The organism is Pararhodobacter sp., assembly GCF_036802785.1.
Classification (GTDB): domain Bacteria; phylum Pseudomonadota; class Alphaproteobacteria; order Rhodobacterales; family Rhodobacteraceae; genus Pararhodobacter.
The window spans coordinates 1-16,181 of sequence record NZ_DAIRVN010000066.1; the positions used below are offsets into that span (position 1 = coordinate 1).

Annotated in this window: 18 protein-coding genes; 11 read left to right on the forward strand and 7 right to left on the reverse strand. The window is 64.9% G+C overall.

The features are described from left to right. Nucleotides 1–216 precede the first annotated feature (216 nt). The gene (locus V7Q53_RS18055; protein ID WP_333830139.1) at nucleotides 217–840 is read left to right on the forward strand and encodes a 50S ribosomal protein L25/general stress protein Ctc; all 624 of its coding nucleotides are present in this window, start codon (nucleotides 217–219) and stop codon (nucleotides 838–840) included. 81 nt (nucleotides 841–921) lie between these two features. On the opposite strand, the gene V7Q53_RS18060 is transcribed toward V7Q53_RS18055, so the two are convergent. Beyond that, nucleotides 922–1,281 (reverse strand): antibiotic biosynthesis monooxygenase family protein, encoded by a 360-nt coding sequence (locus V7Q53_RS18060; RefSeq protein WP_333830140.1) that lies wholly within the window; start codon nucleotides 1,279–1,281, stop codon nucleotides 922–924. 115 nt (nucleotides 1,282–1,396) lie between these two features. Between V7Q53_RS18060 and pth the strand changes: the two genes are divergently transcribed. The 7 genes from pth to V7Q53_RS18095 all read left to right on the forward strand — a co-directional run bounded on the left by pth (nucleotide 1,397) and on the right by V7Q53_RS18095 (nucleotide 9,109). Beyond that, nucleotides 1,397–2,176 (forward strand): aminoacyl-tRNA hydrolase, encoded by a 780-nt coding sequence (pth, locus tag V7Q53_RS18065; RefSeq protein ID WP_333830141.1) that lies wholly within the window; start codon nucleotides 1,397–1,399, stop codon nucleotides 2,174–2,176. After that, entirely contained in the window at nucleotides 2,173–3,258 is a 1,086-nt protein-coding gene (locus V7Q53_RS18070) for a DUF2332 domain-containing protein (protein ID WP_333830142.1), read from the forward strand. The genes pth and V7Q53_RS18070 overlap by 4 nt, the downstream gene beginning before the upstream one ends. Nucleotides 3,259–3,278: 20 nt before the next feature. Further along, nucleotides 3,279–4,163 carry an oxygen-dependent coproporphyrinogen oxidase gene (gene hemF / locus V7Q53_RS18075; RefSeq protein WP_333830144.1) on the forward strand — a complete coding sequence of 295 codons (885 nt, stop codon included), beginning with the start codon at nucleotides 3,279–3,281 and terminating at the stop codon, nucleotides 4,161–4,163. A 405-nt stretch (nucleotides 4,164–4,568) separates the two neighbouring features. Then, entirely contained in the window at nucleotides 4,569–6,140 is a 1,572-nt protein-coding gene (locus V7Q53_RS18080; RefSeq protein ID WP_333830146.1) for a Re/Si-specific NAD(P)(+) transhydrogenase subunit alpha, read from the forward strand. 19 nt (nucleotides 6,141–6,159) lie between these two features. Beyond that, the gene (locus V7Q53_RS18085) at nucleotides 6,160–7,647 is read left to right on the forward strand and encodes an NAD(P)(+) transhydrogenase (Re/Si-specific) subunit beta (RefSeq protein ID WP_333830148.1); all 1,488 of its coding nucleotides are present in this window, start codon (nucleotides 6,160–6,162) and stop codon (nucleotides 7,645–7,647) included. Between the two features lie 108 nt (nucleotides 7,648–7,755). Then, nucleotides 7,756–8,184, forward strand: coding sequence for a VOC family protein (locus V7Q53_RS18090; protein ID WP_333830150.1), 429 nt, complete (start codon nucleotides 7,756–7,758; stop codon nucleotides 8,182–8,184). A gap of 79 nt (nucleotides 8,185–8,263) precedes the next feature. Beyond that, the gene (locus V7Q53_RS18095; protein ID WP_333830152.1) at nucleotides 8,264–9,109 is read left to right on the forward strand and encodes a fumarylacetoacetate hydrolase family protein; all 846 of its coding nucleotides are present in this window, start codon (nucleotides 8,264–8,266) and stop codon (nucleotides 9,107–9,109) included. A gap of 136 nt (nucleotides 9,110–9,245) precedes the next feature. Here V7Q53_RS18095 and V7Q53_RS18100 read toward each other — a convergent pair whose 3' ends face one another. Continuing rightward, the gene (locus V7Q53_RS18100) at nucleotides 9,246–10,448 is read right to left on the reverse strand and encodes a pyridoxal phosphate-dependent aminotransferase (protein ID WP_333830175.1); all 1,203 of its coding nucleotides are present in this window, start codon (nucleotides 10,446–10,448) and stop codon (nucleotides 9,246–9,248) included. 134 nt (nucleotides 10,449–10,582) lie between these two features. On the opposite strand from V7Q53_RS18100, the gene V7Q53_RS18105 reads away from it, so the two are divergent. Next, nucleotides 10,583–10,987 carry a helix-turn-helix domain-containing protein gene (locus V7Q53_RS18105; RefSeq protein ID WP_333830154.1) on the forward strand — a complete coding sequence of 135 codons (405 nt, stop codon included), beginning with the start codon at nucleotides 10,583–10,585 and terminating at the stop codon, nucleotides 10,985–10,987. Then, a complete protein-coding gene (locus tag V7Q53_RS18110) occupies nucleotides 10,980–11,264 on the forward strand; it encodes an FAD assembly factor SdhE (RefSeq protein WP_333830156.1) in 285 nt (94 codons plus the stop codon). Before V7Q53_RS18105 ends, V7Q53_RS18110 begins: the two co-directional genes overlap by 8 nt. A 46-nt stretch (nucleotides 11,265–11,310) precedes the next feature. Here V7Q53_RS18110 and V7Q53_RS18115 read toward each other — a convergent pair whose 3' ends face one another. Both V7Q53_RS18115 and V7Q53_RS18120 read right to left on the reverse strand, forming a co-directional pair. Further along, nucleotides 11,311–12,249: a hypothetical protein gene (locus tag V7Q53_RS18115; protein WP_333830157.1), complete on the reverse strand. Its 939-nt coding sequence runs from the start codon at nucleotides 12,247–12,249 to the stop codon at nucleotides 11,311–11,313. Between the two features lie 171 nt (nucleotides 12,250–12,420). Next, nucleotides 12,421–12,879: a hypothetical protein gene (locus V7Q53_RS18120; RefSeq protein ID WP_333830158.1), complete on the reverse strand. Its 459-nt coding sequence runs from the start codon at nucleotides 12,877–12,879 to the stop codon at nucleotides 12,421–12,423. 170 nt (nucleotides 12,880–13,049) lie between these two features. Here V7Q53_RS18120 and V7Q53_RS18125 point away from each other — a divergent pair, with 170 nt between their 5' ends. Further along, on the forward strand, nucleotides 13,050–13,625 hold the full coding sequence (locus tag V7Q53_RS18125; protein ID WP_333830159.1) for a MarR family winged helix-turn-helix transcriptional regulator: 576 nt from the start codon (nucleotides 13,050–13,052) through the stop codon (nucleotides 13,623–13,625). A gap of 50 nt (nucleotides 13,626–13,675) precedes the next feature. Here V7Q53_RS18125 and lipA read toward each other — a convergent pair whose 3' ends face one another. The 3 genes from lipA to V7Q53_RS18140 form a co-directional block, all read right to left on the reverse strand. Continuing rightward, the gene (lipA, locus tag V7Q53_RS18130) at nucleotides 13,676–14,626 is read right to left on the reverse strand and encodes a lipoyl synthase (protein WP_333830161.1); all 951 of its coding nucleotides are present in this window, start codon (nucleotides 14,624–14,626) and stop codon (nucleotides 13,676–13,678) included. Nucleotides 14,627–14,820: 194 nt separating this feature from the next. Then, nucleotides 14,821–16,005, reverse strand: coding sequence for a vWA domain-containing protein (locus V7Q53_RS18135; RefSeq protein ID WP_333830162.1), 1,185 nt, complete (start codon nucleotides 16,003–16,005; stop codon nucleotides 14,821–14,823). A gap of 1 nt (nucleotide 16,006) precedes the next feature. After that, nucleotides 16,007–16,171, reverse strand: a complete 165-nt coding sequence (locus V7Q53_RS18140; RefSeq protein WP_333830163.1) for a hypothetical protein — start codon at nucleotides 16,169–16,171, stop codon at nucleotides 16,007–16,009. Nucleotides 16,172–16,181 lie beyond the last annotated feature (10 nt).

The following is a 16,181-nucleotide window of genomic DNA, read 5'->3' on the forward strand; positions in this document are numbered from 1 at the left end:
GGCTTTCATCTTGCCGAAAATACGCTGGGGGGTGAATTGGCCAAAGGCCAAGAGGGGGGCAACGCCCCCCTTGCCCGGCCCGGCACAGGCCGCTTTCCTCGCCCCTTTTCCCTCCGCCCCCTTTTCAAACCCGCGAAACTGCTCTATTGGCCCGCGGATGCGTGCATCCACCCTTGGAGGGGCGCGCTTCACTTATTGGAAACTGGAGTATCCAAAATGGCTGGTGAGATCCCTGATCTGATCGCCGAGGTACGGACGGGGACAGGCAAGGGGGCCGCCCGTCAGACCCGTCGCGACGGCAAAGTACCTGGCGTGGTTTATGGTGGCGGCACAGACCCGCTCGCCCTGACCTTCGACTACAACTACCTCATCAAGAACCTCAAGGCAGGCCGCTTCCTGTCGACGCTGTTCAACCTGAAGCTCGAAGGCCATGATGACGTGCGTGTCATCTGCCGGGGCGTGCAGCGCGATGTGGTCAAGGGTTTTCCGACCCATGTGGACCTGATGCGCCTGCGCCGCACCTCGCGGATCAACCTGTTCATCCATGTCGAGTTCATCAACCACGCAGCCGCACCCGGCCTCAAGCGTGGCGGCACGCTGACCACGGTGCGCTCCGAGGTCGAACTGAACGTGCTGGCAGGCGATATCCCGGAAAAGATCATCGTTGATCTGACCGGCCGCGAAATCGGCGATGTGATCCATATCGACGACATCACGCTGCCCGAAGGGTCCAAACCCGCCGTGGCGCGCAACTTCGTGATCGCCAATATCGCAGCACCCTCGGGCCTGCGTTCGGCGGATGCCGAAGAAGGCGATGCGGGCGACGAAACCGAAGAGTGATCGCATGTTGCCGCCCTGCGGGGCCGGCGCATCGGACCGGAAGGCGCGCGGGGTTCCGCGCGCCTTTTTCGTTTGCGGCCTTCAGGCCTTGATATGCTGAAACGATTCGAACACTTCCAGCGCGTTGCGATCCACCATCAGGTCGCTGGCGCTGGGGCGGGGCTTGGCGGCAGCCTCGCCCTCTTTGCTGCGGCCCACCCCGGCATGCGCGCCGCGAAACGCGTCTGACTGGGTCCAGGCCTCGAAAGCCGCTTTCGATTCCCACATCGTATGCGAGGAATAGAGCCGGTATTCATCGCCTTCCGGCCCGCGCAGCATGTGGAATTCCACGAAGCCCGGCACCTGGGTCAGCTTGCTTTCGCGGCTCAGCCAGATCTCTTCGAACGCCGCCTGCGACTCGGCGTCAGGCTTTACTTTGAATCGGTTCATCGTCAGATACATGCGCATGCTCCATGGGTAAGGGGATAAAGGCTGGACCACGGGCCGCACCCGTCAATCTGGCATCGCGGCGCATTTCGTTGCATTCAGGGGGAAAGGTCAAGAAGGGTGTGACAAAATGAGGCTATGGACAGGGCTGGGCAATCCGGGCGCGAAATACGCGATGAACCGCCATAACATCGGCTTCATGGCCCTTGACCGCATCGCCGAAGACCATGGGTTCAGCCCGTGGAAGGCACGCTTCAGCGCTCTGGTGGCCGAGGGGCGGCTGGGCGGCGAGAAGCTGCTGCTGCTCAAACCGCAGACCTTCATGAACCTCTCGGGTCAGGCGGTGGGTGAGGCCGCGCGCTACCACAAGCTGACGCCCGCCGATGTGACTGTCTTTCATGATGAGCTTGACCTTGCGCCCGGCAAATGCCGTCTGAAGCAAGGCGGCGGGCATGCGGGCCACAACGGTCTGCGCTCGATCATCGGCCATATCGGCGATGATTTCGCGCGGGTGCGGCTGGGGATCGGCCATCCGGGCCGCAAGGAGCTTGTGGCAGGTTACGTGTTACATGATTTCGCCAAGGCCGACGGCGACTGGCTGGAAGATCTGATGCGCGGCATCAGCGAGGGCGCAGGTGCGCTGGCGCAGGGTGAGGGCGCGAAATTCCTCAATGCCGTGGCCAACCGCACAGCGCCCGCGCGTAATTCCGGCACGCAGGGTGCGGCGCCGGGCAAGGCACCGGGCACGGCAACGGCAGTCGCGCAGAAGGCCCCGCAGAAAACCCCGCAGAAAACCCCGGACAAAACCCCGCTTCCTTCCCCCGAAAGCCCGCCGCCGCCCGCCCCGCAAACTGCCGAGGCCGCCGATACCCGCAGCACGCTGCAAAAACTGGTGGACCGTTTCCGATGAGCCAGACACTGCGCGACGCATTCCACCGGCAGGCAAGGGCCTGCGATTCGCTGGGCTCGCCCTTCATGGCGCGCCTCTGCACGCTGCTGGCCACCCGCCTTGAGCCGGACAGCCCGCTGACCCGGCGGCTGTTCGACTGGCCCGGCGATGTCACCGCGACGGGTGACGCGGTGCCGCTGCGGCTGACCGGCGCGCTGCATGCGCTGCGCCTGCAAGGGCATCCGGCGCTGGCAGCGGCCTATCCCCCCGCGCAGGTCACCGACGCCGCGCTCTGGCAGGCCGTGCAGAGCGTGCTGGCCACCGAAGGCGCCTTCATCGACCGCTTCATCGACAGCGCCCCCCAGACCAACGAGGTGCGCCGCGCCGCCGTCCTGATCGCCGCCGGGCACTGGCTGAGCGACCGCTTCGGCCTGCCGCTGGACCTGTCCGAACTGGGCGCAAGCGCCGGGCTGAACCTGAACTGGGATCGGTATGCGCTGGCCCTGCCCGGCTGCACCCTCGGCCCGGCCGATCCGGTCCTGACCCTGACGCCGGACTGGTCCGGCCCCCTGCCCCCGCCCCGCGCGCCGGTCATCGCCAGCCGCGCCGGTGTCGATCTGAACCCGATAGATCTGGACGATCCCGCGCAGCGGCTGCGCCTTCTGGCCTATCTCTGGCCCGATCAGCCCGACCGGCTGGAACGCAGCACCGCCGCCATCGCCGCACAGCCGCCCCGGCCCGAGGCGGGCGACGCCATCGACTGGCTGGAAGCCTGGCTACAGCCGCGCCCGGGACGGCTGCACCTGATCTGCCACACCATCGCCTGGCAATATTTCCCCGCCGCAACCCGGGCACGCGGCGCCGCCCTGATCGCGGCGGCGGGGGCAGCGGCGCGGCCCGATGCCCCGCTGGCATGGCTCGCGTTCGAGGCGGATGGCAACGCGCCGGGTGCGGCACTGTCCCTGCGGCTCTGGCCCGGGAATGCGGGTTTTCAGCTGGGCCGCGCCGATTTTCACGGGCGCTGGGTCCAGTGGAACCCCACACCGGCAGCGGGTCAGGCCGGGGCCGATGGCCCGCTCACGGCCTGCCGCGCCACCGAATGATGAAAGGAACACCCAGACCGATGACCGACACCGCCTTCGACACAAACAAAACCCGCGCCGCCGACTGGTTCCGCACCCTGCGCGACCGCATCACCACCGCGTTTGAGGCGCTGGAAGACAGCCACACCAGCGGCCCGCTTGCCTCCCGGCCCGCCGGACGCTTTGAGGTGACCCCGACCCAGCGCGACGAGGGGCGCGGCGGCGGCGGGCTGATGAGCGTGATGCGCGGCGGGCGGGTGTTTGAAAAGGTGGGGGTCAATATCTCGACCGTGCACGGAACACTGGGCGCGCGCGCGCAACAGGCCATGGCCGCGCGTGGTGTGCCAGGGATGACGGAAGACCCGCGCTTCTGGGCCTCGGGGATCAGTCTGGTCGCCCATATGCAGAACCCGCACTGCCCGGCCGTACATATGAATACCCGCCTGTTCTGGACCCCGCAGGCCTGGTGGTTCGGCGGCGGGGCCGATCTGAACCCCTGTATCGAATACCCGCCGGACACCGCGCATTTCCACGCCACACTGCAGGCCGCCTGCGATGCCCACCAGCCGGAATATTACCCCCGCTTCAAGGCCTGGGCGGATGAGTATTTCTTCATCCCCCACCGCGGACGCGCGCGCGGCGTCGGCGGCATCTTTTTCGACGATCTGAACACAGGCGACTGGGAAGCCGATTTCGCCTTCACCCGCGCGGTGGGCGAGGCCTTCCTGCCCGCCTTCCTGCCACTGACCGAACGCCGCCGCATGACGGGGTGGTCGGAGGCCGACAAGGACACCCAGCTTGTCCACCGCGGCCTCTATGCCGAATACAATCTCGTCTATGACCGAGGCACGAAATTCGGCCTTGAAACCGGGCATGACGCCAATGCCGTGCTGATGAGCCTGCCGCCGCTGGCGAAATGGGTCTGAGTGACCTTATTGCCTGCTGCCGCAGAAGTCTTTTGTTCAAGAGAAGGGGGGCGCTGCCCCCGCCCGTCCATCTGCGATGGCCGGACTCCCCCGGGATATTTATCGACAGAAAATGAAAAGCGCCGGGCTCGCTCATTTTCTGTCTGGAAATATCCTGGGGGTGAATGGGCCGCAGGCCCAGAGGGGGCAAAGCCCCCTGATCTTTTATTTGAAAGGAGAGGGAGCGAAGCCCCCTCAAGGGCGTGCGCGCCCTTCCCCGGTGGCACGTCGGCGCGGCGCGGATGTGGAATATGACCCGTCGCAGCATCCATGCTGCTTGTGCAACATTCTTTCGCGGGTTATGGACTTTGCGCACGAACAGCAAAGTCCGGCCCTGTGCCGGGCCAGAAGAATGGGGGACCTAGCGTGAAGATCGGCGCTCCAAAAGAGATTTTTCCGGGCGAGAACCGGGTGGCGATGACGCCGGACTCGGCGATCCAGCTCACGAAGCTGGGGCATGAATGCCTGATCGAGGCCGGGGCCGGTGCGGCGGCTGGCTTCGAGGATGCGGCCTATGCGGCCGTCGGGGTGACGGTTGTTCCCACCGCCGAGGCCCTCTTTCAGGAGGCGGCGGTCATCGTCAAGGTCCGGGAACCTTCGGTTTCCGAGATGGCGCGCCTGGCACCCGGCAAGACGCTGATTTCCTTCTTCTGGCCCGCCCAGAACGCGGAAGCGCTGGAAAAGGCCCGCGACAGCGGCGCCAGCGTCATTGCCATGGATATGGTGCCGCGCATCTCGCGCGCGCAGAAGATGGATGCCCTGTCTTCCATGGCCAATATCGCCGGTTACCGCGCCGTGATCGAGGCCGGGAACAACTTTGGCCGCTTCTTCACCGGACAGGTGACGGCAGCGGGCAAGGTGCCGCCGGCGAAGGTTCTGGTAGTGGGTGCGGGCGTGGCCGGTCTGGCCGCCATCGGTACCGCGACCAGCCTTGGTGCGATCACCTATGCCTTCGATGTCCGCCCTGAAGTGGCCGAGCAGATCGAATCGATGGGCGCCGAGTTTGTCTATCTCGATTTCGAGGAGGCGCAGGACGGCGCCGCCACCGGCGGCTATGCCGCCCCCTCCAGCCCCGAGTTCCGCGAAAAGCAGCTGGCGAAATTCCGCGAACTGGCCCCTGACGTCGATATCGTCATCACCACCGCGCTGATCCCTGGCCGCCCCGCGCCCAAGCTGTGGACCGAGGACATGGTGGCGCTGATGAAGCGCGGCTCGGTCGTGGTGGACCTTGCCGCCGAGCGCGGCGGCAACTGCGATCTGACGGTGCCCGACGAGAAGATCGTCAGCGCGAACGGTGTCACCATCGTCGGCTATACCGATTTCCCCTCACGCATGGCGGCGCAGGCTTCGACGCTTTATTCCAACAACATCCGGCACATGATCAGCGATCTGACGCCGGGCAAGGACGGCGTCATCAACCACAATATGGAAGATGACGTGATCCGCGGCGCGACGGTCGCCCATGCCGGTGCCATCACCTTCCCGCCACCACCGCCCAAGGTAAAGGCCATCGCCGCTGCCAAGCCCAAGGAAAAGGCCAAAGAACTGACGCCTGTGGAAAAGCGGGCAAACGAAACCGCCGCCTTCCGCGCCCAGACCAGAAGCCAGGTCACGCTTCTGGCCGTCGGCGGGGTGCTGGTGCTGGGGGCGGGGTTGTTCGCGCCGGCAAGCTTCATGCAGCATTTCATCGTCTTCATCCTGTCGGTCTTCATCGGCTTCCAGGTGATCTGGGGGGTGGCGCATTCGCTGCACACGCCGCTGATGGCCGTCACCAACGCGATCTCGTCGATCATCATTCTGGGGGCGCTGATGCAGATCGGCTCCAGCTCATTCCTGATCACGATCCTCGCGTCCCTCGGCATCTTCATGGCCGCGGTGAACATCTTCGGCGGCTTCCTGGTGACACGGCGCATGCTCGCCATGTTCCAGAAATCCTGAGCGGGCAAAGGTAGGAAAAATGGATTTTGGTTTTACCATTGCGGCTTATGCGGTCGCGGGCGTGCTCTTCATCCTGTCGCTGGGCGGGCTTTCGGGACAGGAAAGCGCCAAGCGGGCGGTCTGGTACGGCATCGCCGGCATGGCAATCGCGGTTGCCGCCACGATGATCGGGCCGGGCGCCGGGCTCTGGTGGCTGTCGCTGCTCCTTATCGCTGCGGGTGCGGCGGTGGGTTTCCAGCTGGCCACGAAGGTTCAGATGACCCAGATGCCCGAGCTGGTTGCGATCATGCACAGCCTTGTTGGCCTTGCCGCCGTCGTCGTCGGCTTCAACGCCCATCTTGAACTGGTCCGCGTGGCGCAGACCTTTGCTGCCGCGGGGCTCCCCTTCCCGCAGCCTGCCGGGCCGCTGAGCCTGCAGGCCTATGACCTGCTGGGCACCCTGTCGAATTTCGGCGCGCTGCTGGGCAAGAAGACGGCCGTCGAGGTTGGCATCCTGCGGGTTGAGCTGATGCTGGGCATCTGGATCGGCGCGGTCACCTTCACCGGCTCGGTCATCGCCTATGGCAAGCTGGCGGGCCGCGTTGATACCACCGCGAAAAAGCTGCCCGGCGGGCATATGCTGAACGCGGGTGCGGCTTTGCTGTCGCTTCTGCTGGCGGTGCTCTATCTGCAGGGCTGGGGCATCTGGACCCTGCTGTTGCTGACGGTTCTGGCGCTGTTCATCGGCTATCACCTGATCATGGGCATCGGTGGGGCCGACATGCCGGTCGTGGTGTCAATGCTCAACTCCTATTCGGGCTGGGCGGCGGCGGCGATCGGCTTCAGCCTTGGCAACGATCTGCTGATCGTGGTCGGCGCGCTGGTGGGGTCATCGGGGGCGATCCTCAGTTACATCATGTGCAAGGCGATGAACCGCTCGTTCGTCTCGGTCATTCTGGGCGGCTTTGGCGGCACCACCGGCCCGGCCATGGCCATCGAGGGCGAGCAGGTCGCCATTGATGCCGAGAGTGTGGCGGCCGCACTCAATGATGCCGATTCGATCATCATCATCCCCGGCTACGGCATGGCGGTGGCGCAGGCGCAGCAATCGGTGTCTGAGCTGACCCGCAAGCTGCGCGCGCGCGGCAAGAATGTGCGCTTTGCCATCCACCCGGTGGCGGGCCGCCTGCCCGGGCATATGAACGTGCTGCTGGCCGAGGCCAAGGTACCCTATGACATTGTGCTGGAGATGGACGAGATCAACGAGGATTTCCCCTCGACCGACGTTGCCATCGTCATCGGCTCCAATGACATCGTGAACCCGGCCGCGCAGGAAGACCCCAACTCGCCCATCGCCGGGATGCCGGTGCTGGAATGCTGGCGCGCGAAGCAGGTCTTCGTGTCCAAGCGTGGTCAGGGGACGGGCTATTCCGGCATCGAAAATCCGCTGTTCTTCAAGGAGAACACGCGCATGTTCTACGGCGATGCGAAAAAGTCGATCGACTCGCTGCTGCCGATGATCGACTGACCCACCCGCCCGCGAACACAGGAAAGGCCCCCGCCCGGGGGCCTTTTCCATTTCCCGCGCCTGTGCGAGGCTAAGGCCGACCGGAGGAAAGGCAGGAGGTCCGCGCGCATGTTCACGCATATCATGGTGGGCGCCAATGATATCACGGCGATGGTTGCGTTTTACGATGCTGTGCTGGCGCCGCTGGGGCTGCGACGCACGACAGATGTTGACGCAACCGATACGGGCACCATCAGCCCCGCCGGGGTCATCTGGCAATACCCGGGACAGCGCTGGCCGCAATTCGCGCTGCGCCACCCGGTAAATGGCGAACCGGCCACGGCGGGCAACGGCGTCCAAATCGCGTTCAGATGTCCCAGCCGCAAGGCCGTGCGCCGCGCCTGGGAAACCGCGCTGAACCGGGGCGGCAGCGATGAGGGTGCGCCCGGCGACCGGCCAATATACAGCGATGACTTTCACGCCGCCTATGTCCGCGATCCTGAGGGCAACAAACTGTGCTTCCTGCACTGCCATGCTTTCAGCGAAAGCGCCCCCTGAAAGGCGCCCAGACCTTGCCCCGCCCCCCTGACCCTCGCTATCCATGGGCGCAACAGGACCAAGTATAAGGAAGACCCCCATGAAACTGCTGCGCCACGGAAAAGCCGGGCAGGAAAAGCCGGGCATGCTGGCCCCGGACGGCTCTGTCCGCGATCTATCGGTCCATGTCGCCGATATCGCGGGGCCGGTCCTGTCGCCGCAGGGGCTGGCGGCGCTGGCCGGGATTGACGCGATGGCACTGCCACGGGTTGCGCCGGGCACGCGGCTGGGCGCGCCGGTAGCGGGGATGCTCAATTTCGTCTGCATCGGCCTGAACTATGCCGACCACGCCGCTGAAACCGGCGCCACCCCGCCGACCGAGCCGATCATCTTCCTGAAATCGCTGGGCGCCATCGCCGGGCCGGATGACCCCATCCTGATCCCGCCGGGCTCCGTGAAAACCGACTGGGAATGCGAACTGGCGGTCGTCATCGGCACTACCGCGCGGCGGGTCTCAGAGGAACAGGCGCTGGCCCATGTCGCGGGCTATACGGTCTGCAACGATGTCTCGGAACGCACATGGCAGCTTGAGCGCGGCGGCACCTGGGACAAGGGCAAGGGCTTTGACAGCTTCGGCCCGCTTGGCCCCTGGCTGGTCACCGCAGACGAAATAGCTGACCCGCAGAACCTCGCCATGTTCACCGATATCGACGGCAGACGCATGCAGAATGGCACAACCGGCACCATGATCTTCAGCGTGGCCGCGCTGGTCAGCTATGTCAGCCAGTGCATCACCCTGCATCCGGGCGATATCATCGCCACCGGCACCCCGCCCGGCGTGGGCCTTGGCCAGAAGCCGCAGCCGGTCTTCCTGCGCGCGGGGCAGACGGTGCGGCTGGGCATCGAGGGGCTGGGCGAGCAGGTCCACAAGACCGTCGATGCCTGAGCGCGCCGCCGCCTTTTCATCTTGCCGGAAATACGCTGGGGGGTGAGGCCGCAGGCCGAGGGGGGCAACGCCCCCCTGCCCGGCCCCCAAAAACAAAAGCCCCGGGGATCACCCGGGGCCGTGCCAAAACCGACACTCAGCGCAGAGCGGCGCAGAAGGTCTGGATGCGGGTGCAGGCCTCGCGCAGCGCCTCGTCCGAGGTGGCATAGCTGACGCGGAAGTTCGGGCTCAGACCGAACGCCGCACCAAAGACCACCGCCACGCCGTTTTCCTCCAGCAGCGCCGTGGCAAAGGCCTCATCATCGCTGATCAGCGTGCCCGCCGCCGATGTCTTGCCGATACAGCCCGAGATATCGGGATAGACATAGAACGCGCCTTCGGGTGTGGGGCAGTTGATGCCCTCGGCGGCGTTGAGCATCGACACCACCAGATCGCGGCGGCGCTGAAAGGTCTTGCGGTTCTCGGGCAGGAAATCCTGCGGGCCGGTCAGCGCCTCAAGGGCCGCATATTGCGAGATCGAACAGGGGTTTGAGGTGGATTGCGACTGGATCGTGCCCATCGCCTTGATCAGCGCCTGCGGCCCGCCCGCATAACCGATCCGCCAGCCGGTCATCGCATAGGCCTTGGAGACACCATTGCAGGTCAGCGTGCGCTCATAAAGGCCCGGCTCCACCTGCGCCGGGGTGCAGAACTCGAAATCATCGAACACCAGATGCTCATACATGTCATCCGACATCACCCAGACATGGGGGTGGCGCATCAGCACATCGGTCAGCGCCTTAAGCTCGTCGCGCGTATAGCCCGCGCCGGTCGGGTTCGAGGGTGAGTTGAAGATGAACCACTTGGTTTTCGGCGTGATCGCCGCTTCGAGCGCCTGCGGCGTCAGCTTGAACCCGGTTTCGATCCCGGCTTCCACCGGCACCGGCGTGCCGCCCGCCAGCAGCACCATATCGGGGTAGCTGACCCAGTAGGGCGCCGGGATGATCACCTCATCACCCGGGTTCAGTGTCGCCATCAGCGCGTTGTAGAGGATCTGCTTGCCGCCCGTGCCCACCGTGATCTGACCCGGCGTATAGCTCAGCCCGTTCTCGCGCGCGAATTTCTCGCAGATCGCCTTTTTCAGCTCAGGCAGGCCATCGACGGCGGTGTATTTTGTCTTGCCCTCATCAATCGCGCGCTTGCCGGCGTCCTTGATATTCTGCGGCGTGTCGAAATCAGGCTCACCCGCGCCCAGTCCGATCACATCGCGGCCCGCGGCCTGAAGCTCGCGCGCCTTGTTGGTGACGGCAATAGTGGCCGAGGGTTTGACGCGGGCAAGGGTGTCGGACAGGAAGGGCATAAGGGGCGCTCCGGTTTGTGTTTTCACGGCCCATCTTCTATGGTGCGGCCTGATCCCGTTCAAGGGCATTCGCCGCCGCGCGCTCACGCTGCGCACAGGCTGTTGAGCGGGCACACCGCATGGAGGAAGAGACAGTGAGCAGTGATACCGAAGACGCGTGGTTCTCGGACAGTCAGGCAACGCTGGGCGACCGCCTTTCCGCCGCACGGGAAGCCGCTGGCCTCAGCCAGTCAGGGCTGGCGACACGGCTGGGCGTGCGGCTGAAAACCCTGCGCGGCTGGGAGAATGATCTGGCCGAGCCGCGCGCGAACCGCTTGCAGATGCTGGCGGCGATGCTCGGTGTCTCGCTGCGCTGGCTGCTGACCGGCGAAGGCGATGGCGTGGCGCCCCCCCTCAACGAGGAACAGGCCCGCGATGAATCGCTGCAACGCACGCTGGCCGATCTGCGCCGGATGCGCGCTGAAATGCTTTCCATGAGCGAGCGTGTGGGGCAGATTGAAAAACGTCTTCGCCAGCAGATCGGAGCGGCGCATGTCTGAAGATACGGAACTGAAGCGGCTGCGCATGCGCTCCTGGCGGCGTGGCATCAAGGAGATGGACCTGATCCTCGGGCCCTTCGCCGACACCGCGCTGGCGGCGCTTGACGCCCCCGCCCGCGCCCTGTTCGACGCGCTTCTGGAAGAGAATGACCATGACCTCTACCTGTGGCTGACCGCGCGGATCGGCCCCAACCCGGGTGCGCCGGGTCCGGCACGCTATGGCGATCTGCTTGACCGGATCGCCGCGCATGCCGCCAGCAGGATTGTGCCCGGCTGACGCATGCCTCGGCAGAACCGGGGCGCTGCCCCGGTTCGGGCCGGCCTTACTTGGCCGGCTGCGCGGGCACCGGCATCGACCGGCGCGGGACCGAGGCCACATTGATCGTGGCTTCGCAAAGCGCATCCCCATAGGTGCCCACCCAGATATCATAGCGCCCGTCACCCGCCGCCTCGAATGTGATCTGCGGATTCAGGCCCTGATGATCGTCATTGAAGGCCCAGCCGGTGCCCGGGTCATTGACCAGCAGCACGGTGTCACAATTCGCCTGCGCGCTGATCTGAAGCGCCGCGCCGCTGTTCTGAGCATCATAATAAAGCGTGAAATCAGGCGCTTCGGCGACATGACCATGCCCGCCGGTGCCGCATTGGCTTACAGAAAGGTTGACCGATCCCCCCGCCACAACGGCGCGCTGAAGGGACTGACCGCTTGCCAGTTGCAGCTCAGTCCCGCCCAGCGACCAGTCCGGGCAGCTGGAGGTCCCCATCGAGGCCGGGAAGGTCTCCAGCACAAAGGTCGCCGCACAGGCCTGCTGGCTGTAGGTGCCGACCCAGACATCGTACACGCCCGAGGGCGCAGCGGCGAGCCGCAGGCGTGGGCTGACCGTGCCGTCCTCGTCGTCGTTGTAATGCCATGCGGCACCGGCATCATTGATCAGCATCACCGTATCGCATTGTGATTCAACCCGGAAATCAAGGTCATGCCCGGCGTTGCGGTCATCATAGCTGATGGTGAAATTCGGCGCGGCGGTCACATAGCCGACACCGGGCGCCTGACCACAGCGTGACAGATCCAGCCCGCCACCCGCCGCCAGCGGATAGCGCTGCGGTGTCCAGGCGGTTTCCGCATCGGTGGTGACGGTCACCCCGTTCTGCCGCCAGTCCGGGCATTGCTGCGCGCTGGCTGGTCCGGCAAGGGCCATCACCAGAAGGGTGGCGCAGGCAACGGGCGCCAGGCGCTGTTTCAGGGGAAAAAAGGAGGGCATGCGGGGCTCCGGGGTACAAAAGAACGGGGGACAGGGAACAGGCAGCCTTCCCCGATGGTCCATGAGGCGCGCCCTGTCCTGCGTCATCAACACACAACCCGAAAGCGCAACGCACGGCCCGGCCGGAGAGGCAGGGCGCAGCGGCAGTTTCTGTCCGCCGCGCCTGTCGTTTCAGAATGTTTCGACGATCAGCCGCGCCGAGCAGAGGTTGGAGTCAAAGGTGCCGATCCAGATATCATAGATGCCTTCGGGCGCATTGCCGATGCGGATGCGGGGGTCAATGCCCTGATCATCATCGTTGAAATACCAGCTGGCGCGCGCGTCATTGACCAGCAGCACCGTATCGCAGCTGCCCTCAACCCGGAATTCCAGTGCCCGGCCCATGCCATTGCCCGAGAACTGCATGGTGAAATCCGGCGCGGTAGCAACATAGCCATGGCCCGGCTGCGGGCAGCCCGCAAGGTTGACCGACCCACCCGCGGTCACCGAATGGGCGCGCGGGGTATAGGCCTGATCGGAGGTATAGTTCAGCCCGGCGCCGTTCATGCCATAATCAGGACAAGCATGCGCAGCCAACGGCAGGCCGACAGCCAACACCGCTGCCAGCGCGGTACGCGTAACAATAGACATGGGAATCTCCAGAGGTTTCTACGCGCGGATCATGCGCATCGCCGAATAGCCGGTCAACTCGGATCATGCACCATTGCGGATATATTTGTCTCTTTTTTTTCAGCAGGTTTAACCCGATGTTTTCCTTTCTGCATCACGCTTACCGGAACCCCCACTGTCCGGAGAGACGGATGAGTTTTCTTGCGCGTATGAAGCCCCCCGCGAAACCCTATGGCCAGGGGCCGTCGGTGACGCCGGGCGCCCGTGAAACTGACGTGCAGGTTCAGGCCGGGGGCACGCCGAAGCCGGATATCCTGCCCTGCTATCTTGAAAGCCTCGCGCTGGTGGAACGGATGCACCGGCTGCTGCTGGATGTGATCAAGGATGAATTCGAGCGCCTTGGCGTGCTCGATGTCAACGCCGTGCAGGCGCTGATGCTGTTCAATATCGGTGAGCAGGAGCTTACGGCCGGGGAGCTGAAAACCCGTGGCTATTATCAGGGCTCGAATGTTTCGTACAATCTGAAGAAACTGGTCGAAACCGGCTATATGCACCACCAGCGCTGCGCCATCGACCGCCGCTCGGTGCGGGTGCGGCTGACGGGCGAGGGGCAGAAAATCAGAACCGTCGTCGCGCAGCTGTTCGAGCGCCACGCCCTCGGCCTGACCGAGCGGCAGGTCACCGGGATGGATGAGCTGGACAGGATCAATGCCGCCCTGCGGCGTCTGGAACGCTACTGGAGCGACCAGATACGCTATATCTACTGATCCGCCTGCGCCGCCTCAGCGCGCCCGTTGAGCCCGGGTGGCGCCCATGCTCACCGCCGCGCAAGCCGCTCCTGCCGCGCCACGCGCAGGCGCTCGAAATCATCGCCCGCGTGGTAGCTTGACCGCGTCAGCGGCGTGGCCGAAACCATCAGGAACCCCTTGCCATAAGCGGCCTTTTCATAGGAAGCGAATTCCTCGGGCGTCACGAAGCGGTCAACCCGGTGATGCTTGGGCGTCGGCTGCAGATACTGGCCGATGGTCAGAAAATCGACATCCGCCGCGCGCATGTCATCCATCACCTGCAGCACCGCCTGACGGTCCTCGCCCAGCCCCACCATGATGCCGGATTTGGTGAAAATGGCCGGGTCCATCTCCTTGACGCGCTGCAACAGCCGCAGGCTGTGGAAATACCGCGCGCCGGGGCGCACCTCGGGGTAAAGCCCCGGCACGGTCTCAAGGTTGTGGTTGAACACGTCCGGCCGCGCCGCAACCACCGTTTCCACCGCCGAGACCGGGCATTTCAGGAAATCGGGGGTCAGAATTTCAATCGTGGTCTCTGGCGCACGGTGGCGCACGGCGCGGATGGTCTGGGCGAAATGCTCCGCCCCGCCATCCTCCAGATCGTCACGGTCCACCGAGGTGATGACCACATGCTTCAGCCCCAGCGTGGCCACCGCATGCGCCACGCGCCCTGGCTCGAACGCATCCAGCAGCTGCGGCTTGCCGGTGGCGACATTGCAGAAGGTGCAGCCCCGTGTGCAGATCTCGCCCATGATCATCATGGTCGCGTGGCCCTGGCTCCAGCACTCGCCCACATTCGGGCAGCCCGCCTCTTCGCAGACCGTGGTCAGCTTGTTGTCGCGCATGATGCGCCGCGTCTCGTTATACGCCTCGCCACCCGGGGCCTTAACGCGGATCCAGGCGGGCTTCTTGGGCTGCGCCTGATCAAGGCGATGGGCCTTCTCGGGGTGGCGCTGGTCGGGCAGCGTGAGATCGCGCATGGCGGCTCCCTTTCTCGTGGCTGCTTTGCTAGATAAACCCGCAAGCGGCGCCTGTCCATGACCGAGGCGCGCCGCCCCCCTTCATCTTGCCGGAAATACGCCGGGGGGTGAGGCGCGCAGCGCCGAGGGGGGCTGGCCCCCCTGCCCGGCCGCCCCGAAACGCGGCCCCGGAAATCTGCCGCCCGCAGCCCGGATCAGCGCCGCAGCAGGCGCATCCCTTCGGTCAGCCCTTCCAGCGTCATCGACACCATCCTGTCCTCGAAAACCTCACGGATCAGGCGGATGGAATGGGAATGGTCCCAATACTGGCCCGGCGTGGGGTTGATCCACAGGTTATCGGGCCACTGGCTCCGGGCGCGGGCCAGCCAGGTGGCGCCGGTTTCCTCGTTCCAGTGCTCGTTCGCGCCGCCGACATAGGCGATCTCATAGGGCGACATATTCGCATCGCCGACAAAGATACATTTGTAATCACTGCCATAGGTGCGCAGCACCTCCCAGGTTGGGGTGCGCTCGGACCAGCGCCGCGCATTGTCGCGCCAGACATATTCATAGAGGCAGTTATGGAAATAGTAATATTCCATATGCTTGAATTCGGCCTTGGCGGCGCTGAACAGCTCCTCCACCACCTTGACGTAGGGGTCCATGGAGCCGCCGACATCGAGAAAAAGCAGCACCTTCACCGCATTGCGCCGCTCGGGCCGGGTTTTCACGTCCAGCCAGCCCTGTTCGGCGGTGGCGCGGATGGTTCCGTCGAGGTCCAACTCCTCATGCGCGCCGTCGCGGGCCCAGTGGCGCAGGCGTTTGAGCGCGACCTTGATGTTGCGCGTGCCCAGTTCGACGGAATCATCCAGATTGCGGAATTCGCGCTTGTCCCAGACCTTGACGGCACGGCCGTGCCGCCCCTCTTTCTGGCCGATGCGTACCCCTTCGGGGTTATAGCCATAGGCCCCGAAGGGCGAGGTTCCGGCGGTGCCGACCCATTTGTTGCCGCCCTGATGGCGCCCCTTCTGCTCTTCCAGCCGCTGGCGCAGGGTCTCCATCAGCTTCTCGAACCCGCCAAGCGCCTCGATCTTGGCGCGTTCCTCGTCGGTCAGGTGCTTCTCCGCCATCTTCTCCAGCCATTCGGGCGGGATATCCACGGCCTCCAACACCTGATCGGCGGTGATCGCGTCCAGCCCCTTGAAGCTGTGGGCGAAAGCGCGGTCAAAACGGTCGATATGGCGCTCGTCCTTCACCAGTGTGGTGCGGGCGAGATAATAGAACCCTTCGGCATCGAACTGCGCCAGCCCCGCCTTGAGCGCCTCAAGAAAACTGAGGTATTCGCGCAGACTGACCGGGACGGCATGGTCGCGCAGGCTGTCAAGGAAGGGGCGGAACATCTCAGAGCATCCGTTCGATACCGATGGTCGCGAACATGCCCAGAATGCCGCCGATGATGCCGCCGACCGCCGCATACTGCGTGATATCCAGCCCCGAGCCGTTGCGTTTGCGGGCATTGGCGGCGCCGATCAGCGCCCCGATGATGATGCCTGCGATGATGATCATGCCTTGCCTC